The sequence below is a fragment of the Bacillus sp. CZDM1 genome (assembly GCF_055502545.1).
The window spans coordinates 355,133-368,794 of sequence record NZ_JBUESO010000002.1; the positions used below are offsets into that span (position 1 = coordinate 355,133).

At 37.8% G+C, this 13,662-nt stretch carries 14 protein-coding genes; 3 read left to right on the forward strand and 11 right to left on the reverse strand.

Annotation, left to right across the window (positions count from 1 at the left end):
• The first annotated feature begins 12 nt into the window (after window positions 1–12).
• Both ACY3XC_RS06180 and ACY3XC_RS06185 read left to right on the forward strand, forming a co-directional pair.
• Window positions 13–768: a lysostaphin resistance A-like protein gene (locus ACY3XC_RS06180; protein WP_464867760.1), complete on the forward strand. Its 756-nt coding sequence runs from the start codon at window positions 13–15 to the stop codon at window positions 766–768.
• Window positions 769–838: 70 nt separating this feature from the next.
• Window positions 839–1,132 carry a HesB/YadR/YfhF family protein gene (locus tag ACY3XC_RS06185; protein WP_464867761.1) on the forward strand — a complete coding sequence of 98 codons (294 nt, stop codon included), beginning with the start codon at window positions 839–841 and terminating at the stop codon, window positions 1,130–1,132.
• 49 nt (window positions 1,133–1,181) lie between these two features.
• Here the strand turns inward: ACY3XC_RS06185 and ACY3XC_RS06190 are convergent, their stop codons facing one another.
• The 9 genes from ACY3XC_RS06190 to ACY3XC_RS06230 all read right to left on the reverse strand — a co-directional run bounded on the left by ACY3XC_RS06190 (window position 1,182) and on the right by ACY3XC_RS06230 (window position 7,636).
• The gene (locus tag ACY3XC_RS06190; protein ID WP_464867762.1) at window positions 1,182–2,093 is read right to left on the reverse strand and encodes a Gfo/Idh/MocA family protein; all 912 of its coding nucleotides are present in this window, start codon (window positions 2,091–2,093) and stop codon (window positions 1,182–1,184) included.
• A gap of 18 nt (window positions 2,094–2,111) precedes the next feature.
• Window positions 2,112–2,402 (reverse strand): hypothetical protein, encoded by a 291-nt coding sequence (locus tag ACY3XC_RS06195; RefSeq protein WP_464867763.1) that lies wholly within the window; start codon window positions 2,400–2,402, stop codon window positions 2,112–2,114.
• 24 nt (window positions 2,403–2,426) lie between these two features.
• Entirely contained in the window at window positions 2,427–2,855 is a 429-nt protein-coding gene (locus tag ACY3XC_RS06200) for an acyl-CoA thioesterase (protein WP_464867764.1), read from the reverse strand.
• Window positions 2,856–2,859: 4 nt separating this feature from the next.
• Complete coding sequence (locus tag ACY3XC_RS06205; protein ID WP_464867765.1) at window positions 2,860–5,205, reverse strand: AAA family ATPase; 2,346 nt, start codon at window positions 5,203–5,205, stop codon at window positions 2,860–2,862.
• A 118-nt stretch (window positions 5,206–5,323) separates the two neighbouring features.
• Window positions 5,324–5,539: a small acid-soluble spore protein Tlp gene (gene tlp / locus ACY3XC_RS06210; protein WP_464867767.1), complete on the reverse strand. Its 216-nt coding sequence runs from the start codon at window positions 5,537–5,539 to the stop codon at window positions 5,324–5,326.
• A gap of 137 nt (window positions 5,540–5,676) precedes the next feature.
• Entirely contained in the window at window positions 5,677–5,820 is a 144-nt protein-coding gene (locus ACY3XC_RS06215; RefSeq protein WP_045521758.1) for an acid-soluble spore protein N, read from the reverse strand.
• A gap of 73 nt (window positions 5,821–5,893) precedes the next feature.
• Complete coding sequence (locus tag ACY3XC_RS06220; RefSeq protein WP_034672833.1) at window positions 5,894–6,025, reverse strand: FbpB family small basic protein; 132 nt, start codon at window positions 6,023–6,025, stop codon at window positions 5,894–5,896.
• Between the two features lie 151 nt (window positions 6,026–6,176).
• Window positions 6,177–6,710 carry a redoxin domain-containing protein gene (locus ACY3XC_RS06225; protein WP_464867768.1) on the reverse strand — a complete coding sequence of 178 codons (534 nt, stop codon included), beginning with the start codon at window positions 6,708–6,710 and terminating at the stop codon, window positions 6,177–6,179.
• A gap of 137 nt (window positions 6,711–6,847) precedes the next feature.
• Complete coding sequence (locus ACY3XC_RS06230) at window positions 6,848–7,636, reverse strand: class II aldolase/adducin family protein (protein WP_464867769.1); 789 nt, start codon at window positions 7,634–7,636, stop codon at window positions 6,848–6,850.
• A 144-nt stretch (window positions 7,637–7,780) separates the two neighbouring features.
• On the opposite strand from ACY3XC_RS06230, the gene ACY3XC_RS06235 reads away from it, so the two are divergent.
• Window positions 7,781–8,812: an NAD-dependent epimerase/dehydratase family protein gene (locus tag ACY3XC_RS06235; RefSeq protein WP_464867770.1), complete on the forward strand. Its 1,032-nt coding sequence runs from the start codon at window positions 7,781–7,783 to the stop codon at window positions 8,810–8,812.
• 85 nt (window positions 8,813–8,897) lie between these two features.
• On the opposite strand, the gene abc-f is transcribed toward ACY3XC_RS06235, so the two are convergent.
• Together abc-f and acnA are read right to left on the reverse strand one after the other, a co-directional pair.
• Window positions 8,898–10,604 carry a ribosomal protection-like ABC-F family protein gene (gene abc-f, locus ACY3XC_RS06240; RefSeq protein ID WP_464867772.1) on the reverse strand — a complete coding sequence of 569 codons (1,707 nt, stop codon included), beginning with the start codon at window positions 10,602–10,604 and terminating at the stop codon, window positions 8,898–8,900.
• A 339-nt stretch (window positions 10,605–10,943) separates the two neighbouring features.
• Window positions 10,944–13,655: an aconitate hydratase AcnA gene (acnA, locus tag ACY3XC_RS06245; protein WP_179160816.1), complete on the reverse strand. Its 2,712-nt coding sequence runs from the start codon at window positions 13,653–13,655 to the stop codon at window positions 10,944–10,946.
• Between the last annotated feature and the right edge of the window lie 7 nt (window positions 13,656–13,662).

Sequence of the window (13,662 nt, forward strand, 5' to 3'; positions counted from 1 at the left end):
AGGAAGTTTCAAATGAAACAATTTAACTATCAAGGATATATATTATCAATATTGTTTATCGTTTTAATTTATTTCTTCACAAGAGGCTACTATAGTCTATTTACTTGGTTTCTCCTTGGCCTATTCCTATTGCTCGCTTTCCTGAAGGAAGAAAAGCGTTTATTTGCATGGGTGATGATTTCCTTTTTTGGTGGAAATCTACTTCTCTTTTATACGGATAAATTTATTGAAGGGTATCAATACATTCCATTCTATAGGGTAATTATAAACCAGGTATTGTTCCTTATCCCTATCCTATCTATATGTTATGTTATCAAGCAATTCAATAAAAAAATTAGCTTCTTTTTTAATAAACCAGAGGTAAAAAACACCAATAAGCATTTCTATATTATTTTGTTACTTCTTTCTGTCGGTCTCACTTTCATATTTATTAATATTAGTGGATCAGATTTAAACATGTTCCTTTCTCTTTTTACATTCTCTCTTATTCATGCTTCACTACAGGAAGTGATGTGGCGAGGTATTCTGCTCTCACAATTAATTAAGATAACAAATGAAACATCTGCTATGCTATTTACAAGTATTACCTTTGCGATGAATACAACTATATTTGGATTTTCTACGGCGGTTGTTCTGTTATATCTCATTTTAGGGTTCTTATTTGCACGTTTAACCATTAAATATAAAAGCATCTTGCCATCTATTTTTGCTCATTCATTTGTATTAATTTTCTTTTACCTAAATGACTGGCTTCAACTTCCTTTATAAGCAACATCATCGATATTTGCATTTGCTTTATTATATAATAACAACATAGGTATTTTGAAAGGAGCAACAAATGAAAATCCAAATCAGCAGTGATGCAGCAGCGTGGTACAAACAAGAACTAAATCTTAAAACAGGTGATTTTGTACGTTTCTATGTACGATATGGCGGATGCAGTACCGTACAAAGTGGGTTTTCACTTGGTATATCAAATGACGAACCCGTTGATATTGGAGCAAAAACAACTGAAGACGGAGTTACTTTTTATATTGAAGAAAAAGACTTATGGTACTTTGATGACCATGATTTAGTCATTGAGTATCATGCAAAATATGAAGAGCCTGTTTTAGATTATAAAAAAGCATAATCAAAAAAATAAGCACACATGAATGATGGTACTTTCATGTGTGCTTATTCTATTGCCTGCTCTCCAGCTGTTGAACAACAAATTCGCATATTTCATGTGTCTGTAAGGAATCCCTGGCAGTAACAGATGGAAAGCAGTTAGTTCCTACCGCATTAATAAACTCTTTAACAATCTGTTCAAATCCTCTTTTAAATAGGGTAGAATCCCAATTGTTAAAAGAAAGTGCGATTTCCTTATGATCACGATAAATCGTTAATTTATCTAAATCATGGACAATTCTTTTCTCGTTAGGTCCCATTACTTCTAATCTTTCTTCTACTGCCCCGCTGTCTCGGTTCATAATCGCGATACCTGTCATGTCCTTAGAAATAAATTGAACAACTACATGGTAAAGCATCCCATTATCTACTCTTCCATTAACGATTGTTTCTTGGATATCGCCTTTCATAATGTACCGTACCGTATCTAAGACGTGGATAAAATCATCATAGACAAATGAGCGAATATCGCTGGGCAGTGCGTGGCGGTTTTTTTGCAAAATAACCATATTTGGTTGAGCAATTTCTGTCATTGCTTGATAAAATGGGGAAAACCGTCTGTTAAATCCAGTCATTAAGATAAGACCTTTTCTCTCGGCAAGTTCCACGAGTTCCTTGGTTGATCCCAAGTGGTTGGTTATAGGTTTATCGACATAGACATGGATACCATTCTCTAAGAGCTCTCTTACAATTTGCTCATGAGATTCCGTTGACGAATGGACAAATGCTCCTTTTATTCCACTTTCTATTAGTGAAGTAAGACTTGAATGAATGTGTGGAAATCGGTATTGATTACTTATTTCCGTTAAAACGTCAGTGTTTCTTGTGAAAAGATAGAATTCCACATCAGCTTGCTTACTAAGAACAGGCAAATAAGCTTTTTTCGCTATATCCCCAAGACCGATGACTCCTAACTTTAACATGGTTTCATCTCCCTGCTATCACCAAATATGGTGATGTAATCCTTCTTTATCTAGTATTTCTTTTTGTCTTGCTCCAATTAAATCAAAATGGGAATAACCGTCACGGCGGTGATGAATCCATTCTTTTTGTAACCCATATTTTCTTCCCCATTCAGCAAGTTTTTCTAGGTCAAGGCAGCCTACCTTGGTAACGGTGTTACAACCTGGAAAGCGATCATCCAGCCAATAATGGGTTAAGAATGCGATTTCACCCTCATCAATTTTTTGTTTCCATTCTATTACTTCCTGTCTTTTGATTCCAAATGCCATATCATCACCCCAAAACTCTTACGTTTACTTCTTCTTTATCTCTTCATACTTCAAGTACCATTCAGGAAACGCCTTCTTGAATGCAATCGGTCTAAAGTTGTCCTTTTTGACTACAATATGAGTCGAAGTCCCATGCGCACATACTTCCTCGTCTCCATTTATGATGGAATACCCATAGACTGTTTTTAGCCCGTCATTTTTTTCAATCCACGTCTTTACAAAGCCTCTATCACCGTAGCGTAACGGTTTTTTATAGGTAGCTTGGATGTCATATACAGGCGCGAAATATCCTGCATTCTCCATATCCACATAACTATAACCAAGATCCTCAATCAGCCCGCTTCTCCCTAGTTCAAAATACTTTAAATAGTTGGCATGATAAATGACGCCCATCATGTCCGTATCTGCATATAAAAGTTGAATTTCTCTTGTGGAAATAAATACATTGTCCATTTCTTTATTCCTCTTCCCTAATCAATTGAAATTTAGTAAGCGCCTTTTCCACATCTTCACTTTCAATATGGATGGCCTTTTCTAATAAATCCTCTTCCCCTGTTACTCCCATAAGCCTCATTGCTTGTGCTTGTATCATTTCATCAGCCAAATTAGTAGCAAATCTTCCGTTCCCCTTGAAGGTATGATTTTCAATACTTTGTTTCAAAAGAGCCCTTGCCCCTTCACTTAATTGGTATTGGAAGCTTTCTACATAGGTCTCGATAATTGCCAGAAGCTCCTTAGCTGAATAGTCAGGAAACAGGAAGAATTTCTTAAATCTCGAACGTAACCCAGGGTTACTCTCTAATAACCGGTCCATTTCATTTGGATAACCTGCAAGGACCACAACAAGATTTTCATTATGCTTGGTCATTTCATCAACAAGAGTGTCGACTACTTCCTTACCAAAATCACCTGCTGTTTGGCTTAAGAGTGAATAGGCTTCATCAATAAATAATACTCCGCCAAGAGCCTCGCGGATCTTTTTCTTTGTTTTGCCTGCTGTTTGACCCACATAACCTGCCACGAAATCAGCTCTGCTCGCTACAATCAAATGACCTCTTTTTAACATTCCGCATTCACGGAGGAGCTCAGCATATATTTTAGCCACTGTGGTTTTACCAGTGCCTGGATTTCCAGTGAAAACGGAATGAAGCTGAATTGGTACGGCTGGTAGCCTTTTTTCTTTTCTAAACTGCTGCATTTTAACAAAGGAAACCAGTGTCTCTAATTCACCTTTTAGTTCGCTCAAGCCAATTAATCGCTCTAATTTCTCAAACGGAGATTCTCGATTTTCAATCTGTTCTTTTTCAAAATCCTCTTTATCTAAAAGCGTGTAAGCAAGAATATCCTCATTTGATTGCGGATGATCTGATCCCTTTTTAAAAATGGCATCTAACACAATATTGCGAACGGATCGCGCATTACCGAAAGTATCATCCACCCGTTCTTGATCAAGGCGATGGTTAATTTCAATCTTCGCTTCTTCCGTAAGAATATAATCGTTTTCTGAGGCAATTTTTTCAGCAATCGATAGTAATTCCCCATTGGAATAATTAGGTAAATGAATGAGGTTCGATTGAGGAAATCGGCTTCTTAATCCTGGATTTGCATCTAAAAAAATACGCATTTCATCAGGATATCCCGCCATAATGACGGCAAACTTCCCACCGTATTCCTTTCCCGTCATTAATGAAACAAGGGTATCAACCGCTGTTTGTCCATAATCATTTCCAGTTTGCCCTTCCCGTTTTAAACTATAGGCTTCATCAATGAACAGAACCCCGCCAATCGCTTTCTCCACAACCGCGCGTACGTTTTCCTCTGTTTGACCTACAAAAGCTCCTACGAGCTGTGATCTGTCGGTCTCAATCACTTCAGGGCGAGGCAGCACCTCAAGCTCATGATAGATTTTAGCTAATAAACGTGCGATGGTTGTTTTCCCTGTTCCTGGATTTCCTGTCAGCACCATATTAAGACTTAATTCATCTTTCGTTTGGAATCCAAGCTCTTTTCGATTCTTTTGGTATTTTAGAAACTGGTAAAAATCATTGACGCGCTTTTTTACGATGTCCATCCCGATCATTTCATTTAATTGATCCAAGGCATTTTCTGAATCCTGTTGGACGTCTTCTTCGACAATAAAGAGATGTTGCCAGTCTTTTTTGATATCTTCGAGGCTGGACAAATGTAATTTTAAATCCTCATAATAGGTTGCCGTATGAAAAACACCCTTAATCGATTCCTCATATTCCTCAGCAGCCTTTAAAAGGTTTCCGTTAACTTCGATTGCAGCAGTAAGTAAATCAGCGAGTTTTTTATATTGAAGAGAAAGTGGTTCGTTTCTCATTTCCTCAGCAAGATGTCTCTTCTCGGTAAGGTCCTCTACATGATCATCTGCTTCTGCTAGGAAGGTTTTGCAAATTTGTATGTATTGTTCAGCAACTTTTTTCTTTGCTGTTCGATTATCTGTTTCTCTTATTGCAGGGAAATCTAGGATATCTAAAATGTCTTTTTTCTTTTTCCAATCGTATTGAATGAAATAGGACTTTGCCATCTCATTCTCTGGATGTATTTCTAATGCTTTTTGTAACCAGGCAAAAGCTAATGTATCCTGGTTCTTGCGGGCAAGTCGCGAAAATGCGGCCATTGTTAACATTCTTGATAAAAGTATGGGGTTTGATTGGCTTCTTATAGCAGTTAACAGCTCATTTTCATTGGCAATAAACCCATGTTCCTTCAGTTCTGTTTCCCACTGAATCATCTGTTCGGTTTGGTTAATGGGTGGACTTGTTTGTTGTCGTATCATAGGATCACTTCTTCTTCAAAATTTCCCTTTTATCTTACCACAACCTGTCCATCGACACGAAATTCAAAGATTCAATAATTAAAGGACCTGTACGAATTAACAGGTCCTTGAACTTACTTTAAACTTCATCCTTTATTTCTGCGCGGTAGGATTCGATGCTTTCGCGGCGTCTTTCGTTTTTCGCATCAATCTGCTTGAGTTGTGTTTCGCTATCAGTGAATGCCTTTGAATCTTCTGCAGCTTCAATGTTTTCTAGTGTATCATGTATCATTGCTTGAAGCTTTTCAGCATTATCACTACGGTCGTCTGGCTTCGGTTTGTTATTATAGGTCATAGAATTTCCCTCCTAGGTGGTGTCGTGTTACAGATATAGTTTGTATCGAAGTGAAAAAAATATCACAGAAATTTTTGCTTGGAAAAAATCACAAAAAAGACCCGCGGGCTACTGCCTGACGAGTCTTAACCACTTATTTATTCACCTTTAGTTTGGATGACTTGCGCATGCTTACCAGATGTATCTTGATGGGTTTTCCCTTTGTTTCCTCCAAAACCCCTATCTTTTGTTCCAATATGGTTAGGAGCAAAGTGTTTACTATCCCTTTTCGGATTACTCATGTTTATCCCTCCTCCTTAAACATTTTGCCCGCTTTAAAGGAGGAACATGATTGGTAATCTATGTGAGTTTACATTACTCGGCTTTTCCAAGTCGCTTTTCTTCTAAACGCATTTCTATTTTTTCCATCGCAGCTCTATCTTTCAAAAGTTGACTTTTATTTTCGGATACAAGTTCTGCAAAGGAACGTTTTCTAGGCTTTCTCATGTATATCACCTTCCTTATGACCTATTCTAACAGTTATTATGCCCAGAAACGGTTTCAATTATTACAACTTTTTGAAAATTACAAGAAAAATATGCTTTAAAGCGTTACTTTGTTAGAACATAAAAAGACATTGGATTCGTTTATCCAATGTCTAATTCAGATCCTTTGTATACTGTTTCATTGCATCGAGATTCATGGCCCCGATATATTTATTTCCAATATTGCCCTTTGTATCGATAAAATACGTTGTTGGAATGGATAGGACTTGATACGTTTCGTTTACTTTATCTTCGGCATCTAAAGGAATCGGAAACGTAATACCATTTTCATCTACAAAAGCTTTTACATCTAAATGTGGGTCAATGTTTACGGCTAAAATAACAACCTCATCCCCAGCTTCTTTATGAAATTCCTCCATGGCTGGCATTTCTGCTTTACATGGCGGACACCAAGTGGCCCAGAAATTGAGCATAACTTTTTTTCCTTTTAAATCAGATAGTTTAACGGTATCTCCCGCTAAGGTTTTAAGTTCAAAATCAGGTGCCTTTGCCCCGACTTTTAATCCACCCATATTCGCAGCTTCTTGACTTGCAATATCGGGTTCAGCCTTTTTATCCATAGCCTGCACAATCGCAACTCCAAGTAAGGCTATTAACACAACAACAGCAATTACTTTTTTGACCATATCCCGAACCCCCTTGATTCAATAATATGCTACATTGATTTTACACTATAAAGTCAGTTGAAATAAAGGTTGTATCCGCCAAATATGTGACAATTTAAAAACAGTTTAGTAAAACTATACTAGAAAAGCAAATCAAATTACTTATTTAAGGCGTTAAGGACACTGGTTGTTACCCGGTCTACAATCAGGTTAATATCTCTTTCAGATAATGTCTGTTCATTCACGGAGGTCACTTTCTTTGCATTCGTTCCTTCAGGGACATCAACACCCTTTGGGGAAACACCTTTTAATCCCATCATGGTTTTAATATCAATAAGCTTAGCGACATTTTCTTTGGAAAGTTCACGATCACCTTTTAATAGTCTAGAGATCCAATTAATTTTTGCTGTGAACTCTAAAGATTCCATTAAATAATAGGCGTTTTCTAAATTCTTCCCCCATGTCAGGGCACCATGGTTTTCTAATAATACACCTTGATGTTCGTAGACATGTGTTTTGATTGCCTTAGGTACTTCATCCGTTGATGGTGTCCCATATTGGGCTAATGGGATTGTCCCCAAGGATACGACAGCTTCGGGCATAATGGCCTGATCTAAAGAAATTCCTGCGATAGCAAAGGCAGTTGCATACGGGGGATGAACATGTAAAACTGCGTTTACATCCGGACGCTCTTGATAAACAAGCAGGTGCATTTTCATTTCCGAAGTAGGTTTATAATCACCTTCGAGGACATTCCCTTTACTATCTACTTTTATAATCATATCAGGGGTTAAGAAGCCTTTACTTATATTAGTTGGTGTAATTAAAAACTCATTTTCGCCAATACGGACAGAAATATTTCCATCATTCGCTGCAATGAACCCTTTTTCATATACTCGTTTTCCGATATCACATATTAGTTTTTTATATTTAATCTCGATAATCATCTAAACCCTGCTTTCCGTTATGAAAACAATTGTTTAATTATAGTATACCCTTCTCTTAAATGATAGTAGAGTTTTATGCTTAGATTAAATTACCACAATCTTACGAAAATTTGTTAATATGAAATCACGGAGAGGAGTTTGATTATGAAGATACTTGTTTTAGGGGGAAGTCGCTTTTTAGGTAGAACATTTGTCGAGGCTGCTCAAAGGCAAAACCATGAGGTGACTATATTTAATCGTGGTAATCAAAATGAAGGGTTTAAAGATGTAGATATTATTACTGGTGATCGTTTTGGTGACTTAAACGAACTTAAAAACCGCTATTGGGATACTGTATTAGACACAAGTGGATTTATTCCTTCCTCGGTATTAAAGTCCACCGAACTACTAAAAGACCGGGTAAAGCATTACACGTTTATTTCAAGTATTTCTGTTTACAAAGATTGGATTCAGGAAAACTTCGATGAATCTTATCCTGTTTATGATATGTCATTAAGGGAAGCCGATGAGCTTTCTAAAAATGGTGCATATTATGAGTATTACGGGCAATTTAAGGCTTTATGTGAAGTTGTTGCCGAAAATAATATGCCTGGGCGTGTTGCAAATATTCGTGCTGGTCAATTAATCGGACCTAACGATTATACCGACAGAATTCCCTATTGGATACATAGAATTGCCGCAGGCGGTAAAGTATTAGCGCCAGGTAATCCAAACAGGTCTGTACAGGTGATTGATAATAAAGACCTTTCAAATTGGATATTAAAGTTAATGACGAATGAGACAGCAGGAACATTTAATGCAACCGGACCAGATTATAACCTTACCATGAACGATTTTCTCGATACTTGCATGAAGATAACAGGAGCTAATGCTGAAGTCGTTTGGGCTTCTGAAAAATTTCTACTTGATAATAAGGTTGCCCCATGGACGGAAATGCCGCTTTGGGTGCCGGAAGATTTCCCACTTGAACCGGAGCTTAAAGAACCTTGGAATGGCGCCTTTACCGTTAATATTTCGAAAGCAATTGAAAGCAGACTCAGCTTCCGGCCTATTGAGGAAAGTTTAGCGGAAATTTATGAATGGGAAAAGCAGCGTAATCTGTCTGAGAACGAATGGAAATCTGGAATGCGTGCAGATCGTGAAAAAGAATTGCTTGAATTGTGGTCTAGAAAATAAGAAGTATCGATGAACGCAAATATATCTGATTTATCGCAGATATAATAGAATAGCCCCTTCAATAGGGGCTATTCTTATGCATATTTTACATTAATTTTCTTTTTTGCTTTAATAGTTCGTTGAATTCATGATCTAATTCTACGTATTTAGGATTTTTTTGGTCAATTAGTGATAGTTCACCCAAAATCAAAGAAATTCTATTTTCTATTATCATTAACGTTTCTTTAACATTAATAGGTTCTCCGCTATTTTTATTAAAGTACTCTTCTGGCTTCATTTCCAAACGCTTTATCCTCTGATTATCAAATACCAGGAGCTTATCACAAAGCTTATTCAAGAAATAGTAATCGTGCGAAACGGTAATAATCGTACCTGTGAATTCATTTAGTGTTTTTTCTAGCTGCTCTCTGCTTGGTAAGTCTAAATGATTGGTTGGTTCATCCAAGATTAGAACATCATATTCCTTCATAAGCATGTCAACTAACTTCACTCTTGTTCTCTCTCCGAGACTCAAAGTTCTGATGGGCTTCGTAATAAACTGTTCTTTTAATCCGAGATTGGCAAATAATGTCCTCGCCTTGAGTATGTTTTCTCGGTCAGTAAACCCTAATGCCTCTAAGGCAGTTTTATCAGCTGGTAAGTCGTCAACATCCTGACTTAGGTAAGCAACCTTTAAAGATTCACTTTTCCAAAGCTCACCGCTAGTAACTGGTGTTTCACCAAGGAGCATCTTAATTAAGGTTGTTTTACCGCAGCCGTTTTCTCCTAATAAACCAATACGCTCTCCGTGATTAATATAAAAATGAGAATCTTGAAATAGGGATCTTGCTTCAAACGTCTTTGTTACACTCTTTGCCTCAATAATACTTTTACCTCTATTTCCTTTCGTATCAAACTGAAATCTGACCTTTTTCTCCTCAAGAGGTTTGTCAACCTTGTTTTTTTCAAGCTCGCTCTGGAGACGATTCATTTTTGATTTCACCTGGGCATCACGTTTTTTCGCCTTAACTCGGTGATATTCTTTATGTCCATAATCTCTGCCTTGTTTTGTTGATGTTCTGTGAGCTTTCTCTGACCATGAAGATAATTGCTCCATTTGCATTTCTATGTCTTCTTTTTTGCGTTGTTGTACCTCATAATGGTGCATTTGTGTTTCCAGCCTGTGCTGCTTCTCCTTCTGATAATCACTGTAGTTACCATTGTAAAAGTTAATCTTTTTATTCTCTATCTCAAAAATCCGTGTCACCGTTTTATCCAAAAAATGACGATCGTGAGAAATTATCAGCACGGGTCCTTTAAATTTCTTTAACTCTTCAATCAACCATTCTATCCCTTTAAAATCTAGGTGGTTGGTTGGCTCATCGAGAATTAAGAATCCTGGTTTGGAAGCCCACACGTTTGATAATGCGAGTTTCAACTTTTCACCACCACTTAAATGGTTTAAACGCTTCTCTTCCCATTCATAAACCTTTTTCAGTCCTAATTCACTTGAGTGCTGCAAGATTTCTCCCTCAGCTGATAGAGAATTTTGAAATTCATTGCCTTCGTAATCAATGGACTGCGTCAGGTAACCAATCTTTAATTCCGGCGATTTTTCAACGAAACCCTTATCTGGTATGAGCTTACCAGTAAGGATATTGGCCAATGTTGTTTTGCCGGTGCCATTATAACCGACGAGACCAATTCTTTCTCCGTTTTTTATATCAAAAGAAATATTGTCTAGGATTTTCCTTAGATTAAAGTTCATTTCTATTCCAGTTGCTTTTATTATCGATAAATTATTTTTGTTCATAAAAAAACTCCCTTCCATTGAACCTGAAGAGAGTGTTTGAGTCATGTCGTTTACGCAATCATAAAAAGCATACGTTAATAAACCTATAAAGGCCTTTACTAACGATGTTTGATTGAAATATAAACGTTCAGGACTAAAAAAGGATAGACTAATCCTATTCTTCAGGTTCACCATTTTTCGCTATTCGAATAAATGTGCTGAAAAAATAAGATTATAACTTCATTCCTCTTTATCATTCCTTTACGTTTGTTATTTTTATTGTATTTTACCTAAACCGAAATTGTCAATCATTTCCCATCTAAAAAACCACCATGCAAAAGCTGCATGGTGGTTTGAGTATTATGCTTCTTGTAATTTTTCGCGAAGTACCATTGGAAGGATACCGCCATGACGGTAGTAATCAATTTCAACTTCGGAATCAAAGCGAACAAGTACTTCAAATTCTTTCTTGTTGCCATTTTCGTCAGTTGCAGTAACTTTTAGTAAATCACGTGGTTTTACGTCTTCTCCAACTTGGACATCGATTGTTTCTTTTCCAGTTAAACCAAGTGTTTCAGCGCTTTCGCCATCTTTAAATTGAAGTGGAAGAACACCCATTAACACCAGGTTAGAACGGTGAATACGCTCGAAGCTTTCAGCAAGAACTGTTTTAATGCCTAGAAGGTTTGTACCTTTTGCAGCCCAGTCACGAGAAGAGCCCATTCCGTAATCTTTTCCAGCAAGTACAATAAGTCCAGTGCCGTTTTCTTTGTATTTCATGCAAGCATCATAGATCGGTGTCACTTCGCCTGTTGGCCAGTAAGTAGTTACTCCACCTTCTGTACCTGGTGCGATTTGGTTACGGATACGAATGTTTGCAAATGTTCCACGCATCATTACTTCGTGGTTACCACGACGAGAACCGTATGAGTTAAAGTCACGTGGCTGAACGCCTTTTTCCAATAAATATTTACCAGCTGGAGTGTTCTTACCAATTGCTCCTGCAGGTGAAATATGGTCAGTTGTAACAGAGTCCCCAAATTTTGCTACTACACGCAGGTCAGTTAATGGTTCAACAGTACCCGGTTCAGGTGATAACCCCTCAAAGAATGGCGGGTTTGCAATGTAAGTGGAATCCTCATCCCAAGTATATAATGGCTCATTGCTAGTTTTGATTTCGTTCCAACGCTCATTATCTCCGAATACATTTGCATATTCACTGCGGAATAGTTCAGGAGTAACGGTGCGTTTCACCACTTCATTTACTTCAGCAGTTGATGGCCAAATATCTTTGAAGAATACATCGTTACCATCTTTGTCTTTACCAATTGATTCAGAAGCAAAGTCAATGTTCACTGTACCAGCTAAAGCATAAGCAACAACTAATGGTGGTGAAGCAAGATAGTTACCTTTTACAAGCGGATGAATACGTCCTTCAAAGTTACGGTTACCTGAAAGTACAGATGTAACTAATAGATCGTTTTCAGCAATTGTTTTTTCAATTTCTTCTTTTAATGGACCGGAGTTACCGATACATGTTGTACAGCCATACCCAACAAGGTTGAAGCCGATTTGCTCTAAATATGGAAGTAATCCAGAATCACGAAGGTATCCAGTTACAACCTTAGAACCTGGTGCTAATGAAGTTTTAACAAACTTAGGAACTTCCATTCCAAGTTCAACTGCTCTTTTCGCAACAAGACCTGCACCCACTAATACATATGGGTTAGAAGTGTTTGTACAGCTAGTGATAGAAGCAATTGCAACGGCACCTGTTTTAATTGTTGTTTCGTCACCGTTTTGGAAATTAACAACAGCTGACTTTTCAAGCTCATCCGCTTGTAAGCCGAAGCCTTGGTTTCCTTGTGGAGCAGAAACTGCCTTTACGAACTCTTCTTTCATTTTTGAAAGTGGAATCAAATCTTGTGGACGCTTAGGACCTGAAAGATTTGCTTCAATAATAGAAAGATCAATTTCAACTACATTTGTATAAACAGGCTCTAGAGTTGGATCAAAGAATAATCCGTTTGCTTTGCAATATTGTTCGACAACATTGATTTGCTCTTCTTCACGGCCAGTTAAACGCATATAAGCTAGTGATTCATCATCAATTGGGAAGAATCCACATGTTGCACCATATTCAGGAGCCATGTTCGCAATTGTTGCACGATCTGCTAATGGAAGTACAGATACTCCAGGACCGAAGAATTCAACAAATTTGCCAACTACACCCTGGCTGCGAAGTACTTGAGTTACTTTTAGAGCAAGGTCAGTTGCGGTAGCGCCATTTGGAAGCTCACCTGTTAACTTAACCCCAACAACTTCAGGTACTGGGAAGTATGAAGGCTGTCCAAGCATTCCTGCTTCTGCTTCAATACCGCCAACGCCCCATCCAAGAACGCCTAGACCATTAATCATCGTTGTATGCGAGTCAGTTCCAACTAATGTATCTGGATATGCTTCTAATTCGCCGTCAGCCGTTTCTGCTACGTGAACAACATCTGCTAAGTACTCAAGGTTAACTTGGTGTACGATACCCGTTGCAGGTGGAACAGCGCGATAGTTATTAAAAGATTTTTGAGCCCAGCTTAGGAACTGGTAACGCTCTGCATTACGTTCAAATTCTAAATCCATATTTACTCGTAATGAGTCAGCTGAACCGTAAGCATCAACCTGTACAGAGTGGTCGATTACAAGGTCAACAGTTTTCTCTGGATTAATCTTATCTGGATCCCCGCCAAGGTCCGCCATTGCTTTTCTTAATGAAGCAAGGTCAACGACTGCTGGAACTCCAGTGAAGTCTTGTAGAATTACACGAGATGGCTTGAATGGAACGTCCACTTCTTTAAGCTCATCTGTTCCCCATTTTGCTAAGTTTTCAACGTGCTCCTTTGCGATGACACGGCCATCGTATTGACGAAGCACAGATTCAAGTAATACTTTTACGGAATATGGCAATTTAGAAACCTTGCCAATACCAGCCTCTTCAAGTGCACTTAAGCGGTAATAGTGGTAGCGTTTACCGTTAACTTCAAAAGAAGTACGTGCGTTAAATACGTCATTTTTCACCATTGTAAAG

Bases quoted from the DNA above. Each gene is read 5' to 3' on its own strand.
- ACY3XC_RS06180 (WP_464867760.1), top strand. From the start codon at position 13: ATGAAACAATTTAACTATCAAGGATATATATTATCAATATTGTTTATC.
- ACY3XC_RS06185 (WP_464867761.1), top strand. From the start codon at position 839: ATGAAAATCCAAATCAGCAGTGATGCAGCAGCGTGGTACAAACAAGAA.
- ACY3XC_RS06190 (WP_464867762.1), bottom strand. From the start codon at position 2,093: ATGTTAAAGTTAGGAGTCATCGGTCTTGGGGATATAGCGAAAAAAGCT.
- ACY3XC_RS06195 (WP_464867763.1), bottom strand. From the start codon at position 2,402: ATGGCATTTGGAATCAAAAGACAGGAAGTAATAGAATGGAAACAAAAA.
- ACY3XC_RS06200 (WP_464867764.1), bottom strand. From the start codon at position 2,855: ATGGACAATGTATTTATTTCCACAAGAGAAATTCAACTTTTATATGCA.
- ACY3XC_RS06205 (WP_464867765.1), bottom strand. From the start codon at position 5,205: ATGATACGACAACAAACAAGTCCACCCATTAACCAAACCGAACAGATG.
- tlp (WP_464867767.1), bottom strand. From the start codon at position 5,539: ATGACCTATAATAACAAACCGAAGCCAGACGACCGTAGTGATAATGCT.
- ACY3XC_RS06215 (WP_045521758.1), bottom strand. From the start codon at position 5,820: ATGAGTAATCCGAAAAGGGATAGTAAACACTTTGCTCCTAACCATATT.
- ACY3XC_RS06220 (WP_034672833.1), bottom strand. From the start codon at position 6,025: ATGAGAAAGCCTAGAAAACGTTCCTTTGCAGAACTTGTATCCGAAAAT.
- ACY3XC_RS06225 (WP_464867768.1), bottom strand. From the start codon at position 6,710: ATGGTCAAAAAAGTAATTGCTGTTGTTGTGTTAATAGCCTTACTTGGA.
- ACY3XC_RS06230 (WP_464867769.1), bottom strand. From the start codon at position 7,636: ATGATTATCGAGATTAAATATAAAAAACTAATATGTGATATCGGAAAA.
- ACY3XC_RS06235 (WP_464867770.1), top strand. From the start codon at position 7,781: ATGAAGATACTTGTTTTAGGGGGAAGTCGCTTTTTAGGTAGAACATTT.
- abc-f (WP_464867772.1), bottom strand. From the start codon at position 10,604: ATGAACAAAAATAATTTATCGATAATAAAAGCAACTGGAATAGAAATG.
- acnA (WP_179160816.1), bottom strand. From the start codon at position 13,655: ATGGTGAAAAATGACGTATTTAACGCACGTACTTCTTTTGAAGTTAAC.